The sequence below is a fragment of the Stenotrophomonas sp. SORGH_AS_0321 genome, assembly GCF_031453215.1.
Taxonomy (GTDB): domain Bacteria; phylum Pseudomonadota; class Gammaproteobacteria; order Xanthomonadales; family Xanthomonadaceae; genus Stenotrophomonas; species Stenotrophomonas chelatiphaga.
This window is the reverse complement of sequence record NZ_JAVIZG010000001.1, coordinates 892963-910172: the sequence shown is the minus strand read 5'-3', so window position 1 is coordinate 910172 and position 17210 is coordinate 892963. Positions and strand designations below refer to the sequence as shown.

Sequence of the window (17210 nt, the reverse complement as noted above, 5' to 3'; positions counted from 1 at the left end):
AGGCCCGCAGGAGCGGCTGTTGCCGTCCCCCGCCAACCCACCCCGCCCCCCCACCAAGCAGCACTGCAGCTGTGGCTGTTGCTGTGGCTGTGGCTGTGGCTGTGGCTGTGGCTGTGGCTGTTGCTGTGGCTGTTGCCTGCAGCGGGCGCCGGGCCGCAGGCCCGGCACCTCCATTACTTGCCCTTGGCGACGCGCAGGACCTTCGGGGTCACGAACACCAGCAGTTCGGCCTTGTCCTTGTTGCGGCTGCGCTTTTTGAACAGGTTGCCCAGGAACGGCACGTCACCCAGGAACGGCACCTTGCTGATGCTGTTGCGGTCGGTGAACTCGTACACGCCACCGATCACCACCGTCTGCCCGTCTTCCACCAGCACCGCGGTATTGACTTCGCGACGGTTGATCGACGGCACCGTGCCGTAGCCTTCCAGCTCGATCCACTGGTCGACTTCATCCTTCTTGACCGCCATGTTCAGGAACACGCGGTTGTCGTTGGTGATCGTCGGGGTGACCTTCAGCTCCAGCACCACTTCCTTGAACTGGACGTTGGCCTGGTTGCCGCCACCGGCGCCGCCGGCGGAGATGGTCACGTAGCCGATTTCCTTACCCTGCTTGATCAGGGCTTCGCGCTGGTTGGTGGTCACCACGCGCGGGTTGGAAATCACTTCGCCGCGCGATTCGGTCTGCATCGCCGACAGCTCGACATCCAGCAGGTAACCCGCGTTGAGGATCGACAGCGCCAGCGAGGCCGGATTGCTGGTCGCCGCCACCGGCAGGTTGGACATCAGGCCGCGGGTGATGGTGTACGGATCACGCACGGGCGCCGCACCGGTGCCACCGGCCGCAGCCCATTCGTTGACCGCACGCTGGTAGGCGGTGTCTACGGTGGCCTGGTTCCTGATGTTGGCCCCGTTGTTGTCGACCGTATTGTTGAAGAACACGTTGTCGCGGCTGCCGCTGACGCCGAACTTCGCACCCAGTTCGCGGGCGAAGGTATCGGTGGCGATGACGATGCGGCTTTCGATCAGCACCTGGTCGACCGGACGGTCGATCACCCCGATCAGCTCACGCATGCGCGCGACCTTCTTGGGGATGTCGCTGATCATCAGCATGTTGGTGCGTTCATCGGCCACGATGCGGCCGCGCGAGGTCAGGAAGCCACTTTCTTCCTGCGCCGAGTTGCCACTGCCGCCGCCGCCCTGGCCACCGCTGCCGTTGCCGATGCCGCGGGCTTCGGTCAGGGCTTTGAAGATCGCCGAGGCGCTATGGTAATTGATCTGCACGTAATCGGTGATCAGGTCTTCGCGGTTTTCGATCGCGATGCGTGCGTCTTCTTTTTCCTGCTCGAACTTGGCCAGCTCGGCCTGCGGGCCGACCCAGATCACGCTGCCGTCGCGGCGCTTGTCCAGGCCCTTGGCACGCAGCACGATGTCCAGCGCCTGGTCCCACGGCACGTTGACCAGGCGCAGGGTGACGTTGCCGGCAACGCTGTCCGATGCCACCACGTTGAGGTTGGACTCTTCGGCGATCAGCTGCAGCACGGTGCGCACCGGCACGTCCTGGAAGTTGAAGGTCACCGGGCGTCCGCTGTAACCGCGCTGGGCCACCGCACTGGCGGCCTGGGCGACGGTGCTGGTGGTGATCGCACCGGTAGCCGCGATGCCTTCCTTCGGGGTGATCTCCACCACGTATTCGTTGCCGCTCTGGTAGGCCAGCGACTCGAACGCGCTGTTGGTGCTCAGCACCAGCTGGGTGCCACCACCGTACGGCTTGGCGTCGATGCGCTGCACCGGCGTGGCGAAGTCGGTGACGTTGAGCGGCTTCTGCAGCTGCTCGGGCAGGCGTGCATTGCCGACGTCGATGACCACGCTGTTGCCCTGGTTGCGCAGGTCAGGGTTCGCACCCTGGCCGTCGAACTGCAGGACCAGGCGGCCGGCGCCGTCTTCGCCCCGCTTGAAGTCGATCTTGGACACCGACAGTGACGCCGGTGCGCTGACCGGCGTGGCCGCGGCAGCGGCGGGCGCGCCGGTGGGCGCAGCCGCAGTCGCGTGGCCGCACGCCAGCATCAACGCGACTCCCAGCGCGCCGATCCGGTTCAAGGTTGGGCGCCGGATCGGACGCAGCCCCTTGGCATTGTGAAAGGTCATCGTGCTATCCCCAGTAAACGATCATTGATCTTCAAGCGAGAGCGCGGCCGGCCGTTCCAGCCACCCGCCCGCGCCATCCGGCACCAGCTCTATCAGTTCGATGCGGTCCTCGAAGACCCCGGTCACCCGGCCATCGCTCTGCCCCATGTACACGCCCGGCCGCACGCGGTAACTCACCTTGTCAGGTGCCATCACCACCGCCACCGTGCCGCCCCCGGTCCCGATCGTGCCGACCATGTCCAGGCTGTCCAGCGGGAAGGCTTCCAGCGGCTCCTTGCGACGGTTCGGATCAGGACGCAGGCCACTGCCGCCCTGCGGGTTGGACCAGGCATCGGTGAACGGATCGCGCATGCCCTGCGCCGAATATTCGAACGTCTCGAACTGCTGCATCACCGGCAGCGGTTCAAGGGCGGGGGCCGGACGTGCGCGCACGTCTTCCACCCATTTCTGCAGATTGGGCGCATCACCGGGCGTGCTGGTCACGCCGCGGCCGCAACCGGCCAGCAGCACCAGCGCCAGCAGGCCTGCGCTGCGCAGCAGGGAGGAGCGGATCATGGCGTGCCCCCCTTCTCTGCAGCGGCCTTCTCGGCGGCAGCCTTCTCCTGCTGCTCCATCTCGGCCTCATCCAGGTAGCGATAGGTCTTGACCGTACCGGACAGTTCCAGCGCACCGGCGCGGATCGAGGCCGGGTTGATGCCGGTCTTGGGATCCTTCGGCTTCAGGTTGATGTCGTGCATGGTCAGGATGACCACGCGCGGCAGCGAGGCCACGCCGCTGACGAACGCACCGAACTGGTGGTAACTGCCCACCATGCGCAGCTTGATCGGCTTTTCGGCGTAGAACTCACGCACCTGCTCGGCTTCGGGTTCGAACAGTTCGTTGACCAGGCCGCTGGACAGCGCGGTCTGCGAAACGTCGATGATCAGGTCCGGCATTTCGGTCTTGCTGGGCAGCTGGCGCAGCATCTGCTGCAGCACCTGCTCCATCTGCGCGAGCTGCTGCTTGAGCGGCTCCAGGTTGACCGCGCGCCCCTGTTCCTTTTCGAACTCGGTACGCAGTTCGGTCTCGCGGCGTTCCAGGGTGGCCAGCTCTTCGCGCTTGCCACTGGTCAGCAGGAACCACGACACCGCCATGATGACCAGCGCGATCAGCACGCAGAACACCACCTTGGCCTGCTGCGGCCAGTTGCCGATGTCGTTGAAGTCCAACTCGTTGATATTGAATTTCTTCTGGCTCACGGCGAGCCCTCCTGGCCGCTGGCCGGTGTCGGCGGCGGCGTCTGCTGCGGGGCGGCCGGGGTCAGCCGGCTGCCAGCGGGCGCCGGAGCGGCAGCAGGCGCGGCAGCGTCGCCCGGGGCCAGCGGGGCCAGCGCGGCCGGATCAGCGGCAACCGGTGCATTCGGATCAGCCACCGAGCCATCCGGATTGAGCGTGGATTCCTCGCTCTGCGCCGGCAGCTTGACCTTCACCACGAACACATACGGCAGCGCGCTGACATCCGCCAGCGGCAGCGTCTGGGCTTCCTTTTCCTTTTCCGGGTCACGCGCTTCGATGATCGACAATTCCGGGTTGGTCATCCAGCCGGACGTCTCCAGGTTGCGCATGTAGGCCGAAACGCGCGCATTGGACTGGGTGCGCCCTTCCAGGGTCAGCACGTCGCCTTCCTGCTTCAGTGCGGTCAGCACCACGCCATCGGGGATGGTGCGGACCAGCGCATCGAACAGGTGCACCATCTGCGAACGCTTGGACTGCAGTTCCTCGATGACGGCCTTGCGCGCGAGCAGGCGGTCCTTCTGCGCATCAAGCCGGTCGATCTCCTTGTTCTGCAGCTTGACCTTGTCGATCTCGGCCTGCAGGAAGGTGTTGCGCTCGCCCTGGCCACTCACCTGGCGGTCGTAATAGAACCACACCATCAGCGACAGCAGCAGGCCACCGACGGCGGCCAGGCCCAACATTGCGTAGAACTCGCGCTGGCGTTGCTTGCGACGTTCGGCACGCCACGGCAGCAGGTTTATGCGTGCCATCAGTCGAAACTCCTCATCGCCAGGCCGGTGGCGATCATCAGCGCCGGGGCGTCCTGCGCCAGTGCGTGCGCCTGCACCTTCGGGCCCAGCGTCATCTGCGCCAGCGGGTTGGCCACCACGGTCGGCACGCCAAGCTGCTCTTCCACCAGCTCCGGCAGGCCGGTCAGCGCGGCACAGCCGCCGGCCAGCACAATATGGTCGACACGGTTGAACTCACTGCCTGCATAGAAGAACTGCAGCAGGCGGCTGATCTGCTGGACCGTCGCTTCCTTGAACGGCTCCAGCACCTCCATTTCGTAGCTTTCCGGAAGCCCGCCCTGGCGCTTGGCCAGGCCGGCTTCTTCGTAGCTCAGGCCGAAACGGCGCATGATTTCGTCGGTCAGCTGCTTGCCGCCGAAGACCTGCTCGCGGCTGTACAGGCTGCGCCCCCCGCGCAACACGTTCAGCGTGGTCATGGTGGCGCCGATGTCGACCAGCGCGACCACGCCGTCACTGGACACCGGCAGCTCGCTGGCGACCAGGGCAAAGGCGTTTTCGACCGCGAAGGCCTCCACGTCCATCACCTTGGCGGTCAGCCCACCCAGTTCCAGCGCCGACTGGCGCAGTTCGACGTTTTCCGAACGCGAGGCAGCCAGCAGCACCTGGACCATTTCCGGGTTGTTCGGGATGGTCCCGAGCACTTCGAAGTCCAGGTTCACTTCTTCGATCGGGTACGGGATGTAGTTGACGGCTTCCAGTTCGACCTGGGCCTCCATCTCGTTCTCGTCCAGATCGGCCGGCATCGGGATCACCTTGGTGATCACCGCCGAGCCGGCCACCGCCGCCGCAGCGAACTTGACCTTGCTGCCCGACCGGTTGACCGCGCGACGGATGGCTTCGCCCACCGCCTCCACTTCAACGATGTTTTTTTCTACGACGGCGTTCGGCGGCAACGGTTCCACGGCGTAGTGTTCCACGCGGAAACGGTTACCACTGCGTGAAAGCTGCAAAAGCTTTACCGCAGTCGAACTGATGTCGACGCCAATGAGCGACGACTGGCCTTTTGGGATGAGCCCCACGGTTTCTCCCCTGCCGATGGGCACTTGGACGCAATAGCTGCGCCCGCGCATTAATAACGTTTTTTTTGCAAATGGCAACCGTCCCGCCGTGAAGGATCCTTCACAGAACGACACACGGTGACGCGGCTCCCCTTGCACTCCCCAGAGCCGACCCCAGCCAGCCCCTTGCGTAATCTATACTCTGCGGCCATGAATTCTGCAATCGGAATCTGTCACCGATGACACGCCTTCGCCGCTGGCTGCGCTGGATCCTGGTCGTTTTCCTGGTCCTGGCGTTGATTGGCGCGGCCGCTGCGGGCGGCCTCTATTACGCCATTTCCTCCAAGCTTCCCGACGTGCAGACCCTGCGCGACGTGGAAATGCAGGAGCCCATGTACGTCTACGCCGCCGACGGCAAGCTGATGGCGGTGTTCGGCGAAACCCGGCGCACGCCGATCACCATGAAGGACGTGCCCGAGCGCCTGAAGCAGGCGTTCCTGGCGACCGAGGATGCCCGCTTCTACGAACACGGCGGGGTCGATTACAAGGGCATCGCGCGCGCGGTGTGGCTGCTGGCCACCACCAGCGACCGCCGGGTGCCGGGCGGTTCGACGATCACCCAGCAGGTGGCGCGGCAGTTCTTCCTGAGTTCGGAGTACAGCTATACGCGCAAGCTGGCCGAGATCCTGCTGGCGCGCAAGATCGAGTCGGAGCTGAGCAAGGACGAGATCTTCGAGCTGTACCTGAACAAGAGTTTCTTCGGCAACCGGGCCTACGGCGTGGCTGCGGCAGCGCAGTTCTACTACGGCAAGCCGCTGGACCAGCTGGACCTGGATGAAATGGCCTCGCTGGCCGGCATCCCCAAGTTCCCGTCCTCCGGCAACCCGATCTCCAACCCGGAGCGCGCCCAGCAGCGTCGTGACAACTACGTGCTGCAGCGCATGGCGGACCTGCGTTTCATCAGCCAGGCCGAGGCCGATGCGGCCAAGGCCGTGCCGATGCATGCCGCCGCGCACGAGCCGCCGGTGCAGGTCGATGCCCCTTACGTCGCCGAACTGGTGCGCCAGGAAATGATCGCCCGCTTCGGCGGCGACGTGGTCAACAAGGGCTACCACGTGACCACCACCATCAATGCCGAGCTGCAGACGGCGGCCAACCTGGCCGTGCGTGACGGCCTGCTGCTGTACGACCACCGACATGGCTGGCACGGCGTGGAGAAGCAGGTCGCGCTGGGCGCTGGCGACGACGTGGCGACGCTGGCCGGCCACCTGTCCGGGATCAGTGCGCAGTCCGGCCTGCTGCCGGCGATCATCGCCGCCACCGCCGCCGACGGCAGCGCCACCGCGGTGCTGGCCAACCGCACCGAGGTCACCCTGCCCGCCGGCGCGGCCCGCTGGACCAACAAGACCCCCGCCAAGCTGGTCCAGCGCGGCGACATCGTGCGCGTGCGCGTGGGCGAGAAGGAAGGCCAGTGGCTGCTTGACCAGATCCCGCGCGGACAGTCCGCGCTGGTGTCGGTGGATGCCAACAGCGGTGCCTTGAAGGCGCTGGTGGGCGGCTTCAGCTTCTCCGGCAACAAGTTCAACCGTGCCACCCAGGCCCGTCGCCAGCCGGGGTCGAGCTTCAAGCCCTTCATCTACGCGGCGGCCTTCGACAAGGGCTACAACCCGGCATCCATCGTGCTCGACGCCCCGGTGGTGTTCCGCGACCGCCGTGGCAAGACCTGGTCGCCGCAGAACGATGGCGGCGGCTTCCGTGGCCCGATGCGCCTGCGCGAAGCACTGGTGCAGTCGCGCAACCTGGTGTCGGTGCGGCTGCTGGACGGCATGGGCGTGGACTACGCACGCAGATACATCAGCGAATTCGGCTTCGCCGAAGCCGAGCTGCCGCCGAACCTGTCGATGTCGCTGGGCACCGCCTCGCTGACCCCGCTGTCGGTGGCGCGCGGTTACGCGGTGTTCGCCAACGGCGGTTCGCGGGTGGACACCTGGCTGATCGACCGGGTCAGCGACCGCGACGGCGTGGAGGTGTTCAAGGAGAACCCGGCAATGGCCTGCCGCGACTGTGCAGGCGTCAGCAACGGGCAGCCGGCCAACGCGGTGGTCGATGGCTTCAACTTCGGCGCCGCTGCCACACCGGCCGCAGCGACCGCCAGCGCGGCCGCACCGCAGGCACCGGCCGAGGCGCCGGCACCGGCACCGGTCAATCCCGATGCGCGTACCGCGCCGCGTGCGATCGATGCGCGCACCGCCTACCAGCTGGTATCGATGATGCGCGACGTGGTCCAGCGCGGCACCGGCACGGCGGCCAAGGTCCTTGGTCGCGAGGACGTCGGCGGCAAGACCGGATCGACCAACGACCACCGCGATGCCTGGTTCTCCGGCTTCGGTGGCCCGTATGCCACCACCGTGTGGGTGGGCCGCGACGACTTCCGTTCGCTGGGCTACCGCGAATACGGCGGCAAGGCCGCCCTGCCGATCTGGATCGACTACATGCGCACCGCGTTGAAGGACACCCCGATCGCGCAGAACGAGCCGCCGTCGGGCATGGTGCAGGCCAGCCTCAACGGCGCGACCGAATGGGTGAAGGTGGAAGACATGGACCGCCTGCAGGACTACGACCTGAACCTGCAGACGCCGCAGGCCGATGCGGCGGCCTTCGATATCTTCTGATCGGCATCGGCTGGCCCGGCAGCGCGGCGACACACGCCGCGCTACCCGCCGTTCACACCTGCGGTGTAGGCTGATCGCAGGCCATGCAGGGGGAGCGACCTATGCACCGTGCGCGCGAACACACCGCCACACAGACCCGCGAACGCCGCCAGCGGCTGGCCCATGAAGCGGCGCGGCTGATGGCCGAGGGCGGCATCCAGGATTTCCATCAGGCCAGGCGCAAGGCGGCCATCCGGCTGGGCATCCATGACGAGGCGTCACTGCCGCGCAACGCGGAAATCGAACAGGCGCTGCGCGAGCACCAGCGCCTGTTCGCTGGAACGCGCCAGGCCGATGCGCTGCGCACCCTGCGGATGGCCGCGGTGCCCGCGCTGGAGTTTCTGCAGCCCTTTGCCCCGCGGCTGGTCGGACCGGTGCTGGAAGGCACGGCCGATGCCGATGGCCCCGTGCACCTGCACCTGCACGAGGACGACGCCGATGCCGTGCCGCGCTTCCTGGAAGAGCACGGCATCCCGGCGCAGCCGCGCAGCCGACGCCTGCGCTGGGATCGCACGCGTGTGATCGATGTGCCGGTGTGGGGGTTCAGCGCTGATGGGGTGAGCTTCGAACTTCTGGTGCTGCCGTATGACGCCCTGCGTCAGGCGCCGCTGTCGCCCGTGGATGACCGGCCGATGCAGCGGGCGTCGCTGGCGCAGCTGCGCCAGTTGCTGGCAGAGGCCGCAGCACCGTAGCCGTGCGACCTCAAAGTGACAGTGTCGTCAGGTGCTCACGATACCCGTCGCGACTGAGCCGGTAACGCAGCTGTACCGTGTGGCCTGCCACCGGTGGAAACGGGAGGTGCAGGCGGCTGCCTGGATACAGGCTGCGCGACACTTCATGGGCGACACATCGCGTGTCCTGGCAGTCGGCAATGCTGATGATGCCCAGACGCAACGTGCCCGTGTTGCGCAGGTGATCGTCCTCCAGCTGCACCTCGACCACGCCGTCAGCCGGCAGCACATTGACCAGCGCGCCCCATATCAGGCTCAGCCCTATCTTCGCCTGTGCACCCTCTCCCGGGTCGGTCTCGCTTTCCTCGTTGCCACGCACGCCTTCGAAGTACACACGATAGGCCGTCTCCTGGGTGACCGGCTGCAGCGGAATGACCCGTATCAGTCGGTTGCCTCCGCCGGACAGCGCGAATTTCCCCGGCGTGATCGCAATGGCGGCCTGGTCTGGTGAAACCTCCGCTTCATGCTCGCCCTCGCCGGCCGGATCCACGATCTGTCGCAGCGAGGCCTGCACATACTGAGGCTGTGCGGATTGCGAATAGACACGGATCTGCGTGTCCCGCCTGCCGTCCACCGCCGTCCGCATCGGGTGCACGGTGAGGTTGGCATGCGCGGGCAGTGCAAGCAGCAGCAACACGGGCAGCATCGGTCGCATGCGGTGGTTCATTGGCGTGTACTCCGTGGCGTCAGGGGGTGGACGTGGGCAGGCGCATCTCGACCCTGAGACCGCCACTGTAGTGACCAGCGCGCTTGCTGCTGGCGGAAAAGGAAGGGGTTTCCAGCGTCAGCGGCGTGGGCACGCAGAACACCGGATCAATGCTGCCGGGAAGGTTCACCCGACGCAGCTGGACGCGGTCGATGCCAGTGAGCAGGAGTTCCTGGCCATTGCGCAACAGGTTGCGCGTGCCGCCGTGCGCAAGCGAAACGGTGTAGTCCACGCGCCCGCTTTCATCCCGCCCTCCTTCCTGGTGCCAGACGGAGAAACGCTCGCCGTAGGGCGCCCCTTGCGTGCTGTCACGCACGGTTACTCCAATGTATTCACTGCGCGAGCCGAGTCCGTCGTACAGGCACATGTCCAGCTCCGCGCGTCCTGCAACGCGTTGCTCGATCGGGTCGTAACGCAGGTCCAGCCCGACCTGCGGGGTGACTTCGTCGTGGGCCGGGAAATAAAGGGCGACCGCGTTGCGATCGGTAACGGTGAGATCGAACGTGAAGCGGTAGCTGGCCAGATGCCGCTGCAGAGGCGAACCCAGATCAAGCACCAAAGTGGCCGTCCACCGGCCGGTGACCAGGCGTCCGAGTTGGCCCGCACGCAGCCACAGCCCAACCCCTGTACCCACCGGCATGAGCCCGGCGCACGGAACGCTGGCAGACGTCCACAGGGGCCGTATGCCACTGGAGTGTTGGTCGAGCCCGCAGGCACCGATGGAGCCGGCCCGGGTCAATTCGCCCGCTACCTCAAGCTCCAGCTGCACGCCACTGCGCTGTTCGGTGAAACGCAGCGGGATCACGCTGCCCCGACCGGTCGCTGTTTCCTGCGTATCAGCGGTGGGGCACCGCCCCGTGGCCGCGTCCGTGCTGCTATGGCAGGTCAGGAATGCCGCCCCGTATTGAAGCGTGCCTGCCGCTTGATAGGCAAGCATCGTACTGCGTGGCCACAGCTCGATGTCGGCAGGCGGTGCCGCACGATCCCAACCCATCACCACCTGATGCTGGCCGTCGGCAGGACCGGTTTCCGGCGGACGCTGAGCGATCGCCTCCGGCACCGTGAACAAGGCGATGACCAGCAGTGCGGCCCTCCCCTTGCCTGTCATCGTCGGTCCGCCGACGGCGGGGTCTGCGCCGTGTCCGCGATCAGCGCCTGCTCGCGCAGCAGCCGGATAACGCGTGGCTGCTGGCCGATTCCCGGCGGCAGTTGGGCCACCGCCAGCGGTGTACACGTCACCGCGCCGACCAGCAACAGGACACTGCGACGTTCCCGCACGTGGAGCGGGCAGCGCAGCAACTGCGCACCCTGCAGCAGGTAAAGCGCCGTCTCGCGTTGCGCGAACTCGATGGCAAAGCCACCGCTGGCACTTGTGCCGGGCACCGCCGCATTGAGGATGCGCGCTTCCGCCACCGGTCCGCCGGCGAGATCCTGCGCGTTGCCGATGAAGGTGTAGGTGACATCAATGGGGATGGCCATCGGCAATAGACGACCAGGGGCGAGAAACACGGACCGCATTCCCTCGACCCCTTTTACGCGCACGCTGGCGGCCCCGTCGAGTGCACTGGCGTCCTGCACTTCGGCCCGGTACGACTGGTAGGCCGACAGCGGTAGCAGGCGGCGTTCGCCGACGCGCAGACGCTGCGCCCGCAGCCCGCCCACGCTCACCTCGGCCGCCAGGCCGGACAGGTCCTGGTCGTCGCCGGCACCCACCTGGGCGGCCACCCCAGCCTGGGCGCCGTAGGTTCCGCCCCAATACAGTCCCTGCGCGCCCAGCGCCAGGCCGGAGCTATGGGTTGCAGCGTACGCAGGCTCGCTGCGGCCCGGCCGCTGGTTGTGCGAAAACGAGAATCCACTGTGGCCTGCCCGGTTCTGCACCTTCGCGCTGAGCAGCCCGCTGTATCGAGAGGCGTTGCTGGCACGCAGCTCGGCAGTCATCTCGCGATACTCGCCGTGGTGTTCCTGGCGCAAGCCCTGGCTGGCGCTGTAGTGGATGTCCGGTCGCTGGCGGTCGGGCTGGCGCAGATCCAGGCCATACCGTCGCTGAAGATGCACGCCCGCGCCCCGTTGCAGGCGTGCCAGGCTGAGATTGAGATAGACACCGCGATCGCGCCTTCCCAGCGCGGCCACGTCGCTGCGCTGGCGCCAGGCACCGAGGCGGCTGGTCACGCTGAACGCCTTCCAGCGCTGGGCCCGACTGTAGCTGGCCTGCCAGGTCGCGTCGCGTCGACTCTGTCGATCTGGCGGCAGCAGCGCGGGGAAGGGGAACGGGGACCCCTCTGCGAGGTCATCCACGTCGCTGGCGAGGGTGCGTCCCACGTGCCAGGCCTGCCGCCGCGTATAGGCCAGGTAGGCACTTCCGCCAGCGGCCGGCAGGGCCACCGACGCCGTCAGCGAATCGGCACAGTCCAGCCCGTCCGGCACCTCATCAACGGCGTGGCAGGACGTGCCGCGTATGCGCTGCCGGTGAAGGTTCCACGAGGCGCGCCGGCGATAAGACACTTGCTGCCGTTGACCGCGGCTGCCATCACCGCCACGCAGCGCGGTGAATGCGCCACGCACATCGTGCGTGGCGAAGGGCCTGCGCAGGTCCAGACGCATCTCGACATAGCCCACGCCCGCCAGATCAAGCGCTCCCATGGTCAGTGCCGCAGTGCGGCCCATCGGCAGCCGCAGGCCCGCCATCGAAGCGGCATCATCTGCGAGGCGGCCGGGCTGGCGCTCGTCACGGCGGCCCCCCTGCACAAACCATTGCACACTGCGGTCCATCCAGTCCGCGCCTTTCTCGAAGGGCGCCTCTTCACTGCGTACCAGAAAGCCGTCTTCATGGATCCGCAGCGTCACGGTGTACATCCCGAACGGAAACGCGCGGGTGTCCAGTGTGTTGATCCCGCCTGGCAGATAGAAGGTCTGCAGCAGCCGATCGCCATCGAAGGCATCCACCCGCGCATCGCGGGCCAACAGCACGGTCAGCGGCGCAGACGCTGCCGCAGCGTCTGCGTCGACGTAGGCCTGGGTGGTACCCAGACGCGCGCCCTGGAAACGATCCAGCGGCAGCATGCTGAAGCTGAACGTGCCGCCCACCGGGCTGGAAAGATTGCGCCGGTCCATGCGTCCCACCTGCAGGTAGTGCTGCTGTCCGAGATCGTGTCGATAGAACGCGTTGTCGAACTGCAGCGCATGCACCGTGCGTCCGTGGTAACGCTGGTGATTGAAGCTCCAGGTGGTCGACAGGTGGCCGCGCGCGTAGATGCCGAGCACGCCGTCACCCTGCGCGCTCAACGTCTGGTAGCCGCGTCCGCCGCTGAGGTTGATCATCTGCTGGTGCAGGAACGCACGTTCGGCCTGCTCGCTGGCACGATGGAAGCGCGAGGGAGTCACCTCGTCGCTGATCCAATCCCGAGCCAGGAACAGATGCACCGCGCCTTCGCTCTCGTCGTACAGGGCGACCACCGCATCGCGCTCGACGGGCGGATCAAGGTAGCCGCAGCCCCTGCCCTGCCCGGGGTGGCGGCATGCAAGGTGACTGTTGCGCGGCAAGGGCTGGCTGAGCGCGGGCAGCAGCGCGCGCTGCGCGGCTTCAGGCAATCCCAGCGCCGCCATCACCGCCTGCGGAGCCTGCAACTGCACATGCGCCAGAGTGACATGTACCGGCGTCAGGCCCGCAGAGCGATCAAACAGGCGGATGTCCAGGTACTCGGTCTGGCCTTCGACCAGATCTTCGAAGCCGGGCGGTACGCTGCCGGCAATTCCCGGCGGACTGGCCGACGCCAGCGCAAGCGAAATCGCCAGCTGTGCGAGAGCAGGTGCAGTGACGTTCAAGCGATCTACCTGAAGCGGCCGGCCCGCTGCCCGGGCCGGACCAGAAGGGGTTACGGCGCAGCGGTCAGCTGGGCAAGGATGATGCTGACCGTGCCTTCGTACAGGCCGGCGGCCGTGATGGGGTCAGGGGCCGTGCTCGGCAGGTCGGAGCCGTGCGCGATGGCCAAGGGCATGACGATCGAAGCGCCGGGCACGACACCGTCGAACAGATCCCCGGCGGGGTACAGCTGCCCTGTAGTGCCAAGAAGCTGACCGTTCAATTTGACGTCAAGCGGGACCGGCTTCGCTCCGGGAGCGGCCACCACCGGGAGCAGGCGAGCGGCGTTCGCCAGCCTGACGGCGACATCCTTGCCAGTGTCATTGGAGAACACGCGCACCGGCGCGCTCCACGGCATCAGCAGGCCGGTGCCTGGATTGAAGCTCAGCTGCACCTGGTCGTAAAGTGGACTGCCGTCCGGCTTCAGCAGCGCCAGCGTGGTGTCGACATCTGCCCACACTTTGATCTCTGCGTGCATGGCGTGCGCCGATGTCGAAGCAGCCGCCAATACCAGCGCGAGCATTGCCTTCCTTCCTTGAGCCTTCATCTGGACGTCTCTCCTGTGAGTATCAATGCGCCACGGAAGCTGCAGTGGCGGCACGATCATAGAGATCAAGGAAATTTATCGATTTCAGAAAAGTTGCATGTATCGCATATCAGAACGGCACGGCGCGCCCACGCTGCAGCCCGCGACGTTTTTCTGCAGCACGCGCTGTGCGTTTGCCGCTAAGGTTTCAGGACCCGAACAAAAACGCCCCGCATGTGCGGGGCGTCGAGACAACCATCAGGCGGAGCGATCAGCCCTGGTAGTCGCGCACGTCGCTACCGGTGTAGACCTGGCGCGGACGGCCGATCTTCATTTCCGGATCGACCTGCTGCTCCAGCCAGTGCGCGACCCAGCCGGAGGTACGGCCCAGGGCGAACATGACGGTGAACATCTCGGTCGGGATCTGCAGCGCCTTGTAGATGATGCCGCTGTAGAAATCGACGTTCGGGTACAGCTTGCGGGCGACGAAGTAGTCGTCCTGCAGCGCGGCCTGTTCCAGCTTGACGGCCACGTCCAGCAGCGGATCCTGCACGCCCAGCTGTTCCAGCACCTTGCCGGTCATGACACCGATGACCTTGGCGCGCGGGTCGAAGTTCTTGTACACGCGGTGGCCGAAGCCCATCAGGCGGAAGCCGGAGGTCTTGTCCTTGGCCTTGACCACGGCGGACTCGACGTTGTCGGCCGAACCGATTTCTTCCAGCATCTTCAGCACGGCTTCGTTGGCACCGCCGTGGGCCGGACCCCACAGCGCGGTGACGCCGGCGGCGACCGAGGCATACGGGTTGGCGCCGGTCGAGCCGACCATGCGGACGGTCGAGGTCGAGGCGTTCTGTTCGTGGTCGGCATGCAGGATGAACAGCAGGTCCAGCGCCTTGACCACGTCCTGGTTCAGCTCGTACTGGCCGTCGGCCGATTCGAAGGTCTGCTTCAGGAAGCGGCTGACGTAATCCAGCGAGGTGTCCGGCGTGTTGGCCGGCAGGCCCTTGCCGTGGCGGTAGATCAGCGCCGACAGGGTCGGCACCTTGGCGATCAGGCGCACGGCGGCCTTGCGGCGCTGTTCGGCATCGGACAGGTCCAGCGAGGCGTGGTAGATGCCCGACAGCTGCGCGATCGCCGCGGTCAGGATCGCCATCGGATGGGCATCCTTGGCGAAGCTGCCGATCAGCGTGTTGACCGACGCATCGACGGTCGCTTCAGCGGCCAGTTCTTCGTTGAATGCCTTCAACTGGGCGGCGTCGGGACGCTCACCGTTGATCAGCAGGTAGACGACTTCGACATAGCTCGACTTTTCCGAGAGCTGCTCGATCGGATAGCCGCGATACAACAGAACGCCCTTGTCGCCATCGATGTAGGTGATGGCCGACTTGCAGCTTGCGGTGGCAGTGAAGCCGGAATCGTAGGTGAAGTACCCCGTTTCCTTGGTCAGCTTCGAAATGTCGACGCAGTCGTTGCCGAGAGTGGGTTTGATGACCGGCAGAACGACCGACTTTTCGCCGGCGTTGAGCGTGACCTGATCAAGATCGGACACTGTGTGCGCTCCTTCAAGGGGAAGGCGCCTGCCCAAGCGCATTGGTCAGGCACGTGAATGACGTCCACGACCTGTGCCGCGGATCCCGCCATTATCGCACAGCAGCATTTTCCGGGGGTTAGACGGAAGTCGTAGATGACGTATATGGACTGCCCCACCGCCCCTCGGGGCGCTACGGGCAGCCCTCCGCGCCGAACGCAGCGTTCCACCACCATACGCCAGGGCATCGAAGCGCTGAAAAGCAAACGGCCGCGCAATGCGCGGCCGTTCGCCCAGGCATGGATCGACGGATCAGCGCGCGTAGCGCTTCTGGAACTTGTCGATACGGCCGGAGGTGTCGATCACCTTGTGCTTGCCCGTGTAGAACGGGTGCGACGAGGAGGAGATTTCCACCTTGATCAGCGGGTATTCGTTACCGTCTTCCCACTTGGTGGTTTCCTTCGCCGACATGGTCGAACGGGTCAGGATCTTGAAATCGGAGGTGACGTCTTCGAAGACGACGTCACGGTACTCGGGATGGATATCGTCCTTCATGGGCGTACACCGTAAATAGGTAAGGGAAACACAAGAGCGGCATTATAAAGGCGGACGGCCGCCGGGGCAACCACGACCCGCGCCGTACCTGCGCGGGCCGTCGGCCGCCGCGCCGGTCAGGCGCCCAATGCCTGGCGGACCAGGGCCTCGAACCGGGCCTGGTCATACGCCATCAGCAGCGTGCAGTTGTCCGGCTGGCCGGTCTGGCGATTCCAGTCGACGAGGGTCGCACCGCGACTGAACGCCCCGTTCAGCTCGATGTTCACCGGACGCGACTCCACCTGCAGCTGGCCTTCCGGGTTCAGCGCCCAGGCCATCGCCAGCGCATCGGCGGTGAACCAGCGCCCACCCTTGCTGTCCTCCGACAGTGCACGGGTCTTGCGCGAGATCAGCTCGTAGAAGCGTGCGCGATCGGAATCGGCGGCCAGCCACTGTTCGGCCTGCTGCAGCGGCAAGCCGTGGGCCACGGTCGCCTCCCAATCCGATACCAGCAGGTGCGCGAACGCGCCGAACACCACGTGGGCGGCTTCCGGATCGAAGGCGATGTTGAACTCGGCCGCCGGGGTGATGTTGCCGTGGCAGGTGACCGCCCCGCCCATCACCACGATGCGCTTGATGCGCGTGGGCAGGGTCGGATCGAGCTTGAGCGCCAGCGCCAGGTTGGTCAGCGGGCCGAGCATGACCAGCATCAGTTCGCCGCGGTACTGGTGCGACAGGCGCAGGATCGCCAGCGCGGCGTGTTCGGCTTCGGCGCTGCGGGTGGGAGGCGGCAGGTCGACATCGCCATAGCCGTCGCGACCGTGCACGTGGGCGGCATCCAGCGAGGGATGCAGCAGCGGATCCGGGCTGCCGGCGAACACCGGGACGTCGTCACGGCCAACCACTTCACACAGCTTGAGTGCGTTGCGGACCGTGTAATCCAAGCCGACGTTGCCGGCGGCGATGGTCAGCGCGACCACCTCGTGGCGGGTATCGGCGAAGGCCATCAGCAGGGCCAGTGCGTCGTCCACACCGGGGTCGGTGTCGATCAACAGCGGGATCTTGTGGGTCATCGTTGCCGTCTTCTGAGCGGCAACGGAGTGTCGCACCGGGATGCCTGCAAATACAACAGGCGGCATGAGGACGTGCGTTTTACGGTGGGGCCGGGCATGAAAAACAGCGGTAGCGCCGACCCATGGTCGGCGGACGCTACCCGCCATCGCCTCGCCCGACGCAGGCCGCGCTTCGCGCTCGCCGAGCACGGCTCGGCGCTACCGCTCTTCCTGCTTGTTCTGCCGGGGGCGCGCGCAGACGATCAGGGCCGGGCGGGAGGGGGTTGCAGGGGCGTTGAGCGCCATGGATGGCGCGAAACGAGGCCCGCAGGAAGCGGCTGTTGCCGTCCCCTGCAACC

General features: G+C 66.2%; 14 protein-coding genes. 2 read left to right on the top strand and 12 right to left on the bottom strand.

Features of this window, described 5'->3' with window-relative positions:
• Positions 1 to 173: 173 nt before the first annotated feature.
• Genes QE373_RS03830 through QE373_RS03810 form a run of 5 tightly spaced genes read right to left on the bottom strand, consistent with a single transcriptional unit; the run spans position 174 to position 5225 of the window.
• Positions 174 to 2144 carry a type IV pilus secretin PilQ family protein gene (locus QE373_RS03830; protein WP_309683767.1) on the bottom strand — a complete coding sequence of 657 codons (1971 nt, stop codon included), beginning with the start codon at positions 2142 to 2144 and terminating at the stop codon, positions 174 to 176.
• Between the two features lie 21 nt (positions 2145 to 2165).
• Positions 2166 to 2699: a pilus assembly protein PilP gene (locus tag QE373_RS03825; RefSeq protein WP_057687505.1), complete on the bottom strand. Its 534-nt coding sequence runs from the start codon at positions 2697 to 2699 to the stop codon at positions 2166 to 2168.
• The gene (gene pilO, locus QE373_RS03820; RefSeq protein WP_309683765.1) at positions 2696 to 3382 is read right to left on the bottom strand and encodes a type 4a pilus biogenesis protein PilO; all 687 of its coding nucleotides are present in this window, start codon (positions 3380 to 3382) and stop codon (positions 2696 to 2698) included. The genes QE373_RS03825 and pilO overlap by 4 nt, the downstream gene beginning before the upstream one ends.
• Entirely contained in the window at positions 3379 to 4167 is a 789-nt protein-coding gene (locus tag QE373_RS03815) for a PilN domain-containing protein (protein WP_309683763.1), read from the bottom strand. The genes pilO and QE373_RS03815 overlap by 4 nt, the downstream gene beginning before the upstream one ends.
• Positions 4167 to 5225 carry a pilus assembly protein PilM gene (locus QE373_RS03810; protein ID WP_057687502.1) on the bottom strand — a complete coding sequence of 353 codons (1059 nt, stop codon included), beginning with the start codon at positions 5223 to 5225 and terminating at the stop codon, positions 4167 to 4169. Before QE373_RS03810 ends, QE373_RS03815 begins: the two co-directional genes overlap by 1 nt.
• 218 nt (positions 5226 to 5443) lie before the next feature.
• Here QE373_RS03810 and QE373_RS03805 point away from each other — a divergent pair, with 218 nt between their 5' ends.
• The gene (locus QE373_RS03805; RefSeq protein ID WP_309683760.1) at positions 5444 to 7876 is read left to right on the top strand and encodes a penicillin-binding protein 1A; all 2433 of its coding nucleotides are present in this window, start codon (positions 5444 to 5446) and stop codon (positions 7874 to 7876) included.
• Between the two features lie 101 nt (positions 7877 to 7977).
• Positions 7978 to 8607: a hypothetical protein gene (locus QE373_RS03800; RefSeq protein ID WP_309683758.1), complete on the top strand. Its 630-nt coding sequence runs from the start codon at positions 7978 to 7980 to the stop codon at positions 8605 to 8607.
• Positions 8608 to 8617: 10 nt separating this feature from the next.
• Here the strand turns inward: QE373_RS03800 and QE373_RS03795 are convergent, their stop codons facing one another.
• From QE373_RS03795 to QE373_RS03765, 7 genes are all read right to left on the bottom strand, one after another.
• Complete coding sequence (locus tag QE373_RS03795; RefSeq protein WP_309683757.1) at positions 8618 to 9313, bottom strand: pilus assembly protein; 696 nt, start codon at positions 9311 to 9313, stop codon at positions 8618 to 8620.
• Positions 9314 to 9332: 19 nt separating this feature from the next.
• Positions 9333 to 10460 carry a CfaE/CblD family pilus tip adhesin gene (locus QE373_RS03790; protein WP_309683756.1) on the bottom strand — a complete coding sequence of 376 codons (1128 nt, stop codon included), beginning with the start codon at positions 10458 to 10460 and terminating at the stop codon, positions 9333 to 9335.
• Complete coding sequence (locus QE373_RS03785) at positions 10457 to 13174, bottom strand: CS1-pili formation C-terminal domain-containing protein (RefSeq protein WP_309683754.1); 2718 nt, start codon at positions 13172 to 13174, stop codon at positions 10457 to 10459. The genes QE373_RS03790 and QE373_RS03785 overlap by 4 nt, the downstream gene beginning before the upstream one ends.
• A gap of 50 nt (positions 13175 to 13224) precedes the next feature.
• Positions 13225 to 13734, bottom strand: coding sequence for a CS1 type fimbrial major subunit (locus QE373_RS03780; RefSeq protein ID WP_245625366.1), 510 nt, complete (start codon positions 13732 to 13734; stop codon positions 13225 to 13227).
• A 274-nt stretch (positions 13735 to 14008) separates the two neighbouring features.
• Positions 14009 to 15286: a citrate synthase gene (locus QE373_RS03775; RefSeq protein WP_057687496.1), complete on the bottom strand. Its 1278-nt coding sequence runs from the start codon at positions 15284 to 15286 to the stop codon at positions 14009 to 14011.
• Between the two features lie 291 nt (positions 15287 to 15577).
• Positions 15578 to 15820, bottom strand: coding sequence for a type B 50S ribosomal protein L31 (locus QE373_RS03770; protein WP_057687495.1), 243 nt, complete (start codon positions 15818 to 15820; stop codon positions 15578 to 15580).
• A gap of 116 nt (positions 15821 to 15936) precedes the next feature.
• On the bottom strand, positions 15937 to 16872 hold the full coding sequence (locus tag QE373_RS03765) for a nucleoside hydrolase (RefSeq protein ID WP_309683749.1): 936 nt from the start codon (positions 16870 to 16872) through the stop codon (positions 15937 to 15939).
• Positions 16873 to 17210 lie beyond the last annotated feature (338 nt).

Coding starts and splice junctions, on each gene's coding strand:
- QE373_RS03830 (WP_309683767.1), bottom strand. CDS start 2,144: ATGACCTTTCACAATGCCAAGGGGCTGCGTCCGATCCGGCGCCCAACC.
- QE373_RS03825 (WP_057687505.1), bottom strand. CDS start 2,699: ATGATCCGCTCCTCCCTGCTGCGCAGCGCAGGCCTGCTGGCGCTGGTG.
- QE373_RS03815 (WP_309683763.1), bottom strand. CDS start 4,167: ATGGCACGCATAAACCTGCTGCCGTGGCGTGCCGAACGTCGCAAGCAA.
- QE373_RS03805 (WP_309683760.1), top strand. CDS start 5,444: ATGACACGCCTTCGCCGCTGGCTGCGCTGGATCCTGGTCGTTTTCCTG.
- QE373_RS03800 (WP_309683758.1), top strand. CDS start 7,978: ATGCACCGTGCGCGCGAACACACCGCCACACAGACCCGCGAACGCCGC.
- QE373_RS03795 (WP_309683757.1), bottom strand. CDS start 9,313: ATGAACCACCGCATGCGACCGATGCTGCCCGTGTTGCTGCTGCTTGCA.
- QE373_RS03790 (WP_309683756.1), bottom strand. CDS start 10,460: ATGACAGGCAAGGGGAGGGCCGCACTGCTGGTCATCGCCTTGTTCACG.
- QE373_RS03780 (WP_245625366.1), bottom strand. CDS start 13,734: ATGCTCGCGCTGGTATTGGCGGCTGCTTCGACATCGGCGCACGCCATG.
- QE373_RS03770 (WP_057687495.1), bottom strand. CDS start 15,820: ATGAAGGACGATATCCATCCCGAGTACCGTGACGTCGTCTTCGAAGAC.
- QE373_RS03765 (WP_309683749.1), bottom strand. CDS start 16,872: ATGACCCACAAGATCCCGCTGTTGATCGACACCGACCCCGGTGTGGAC.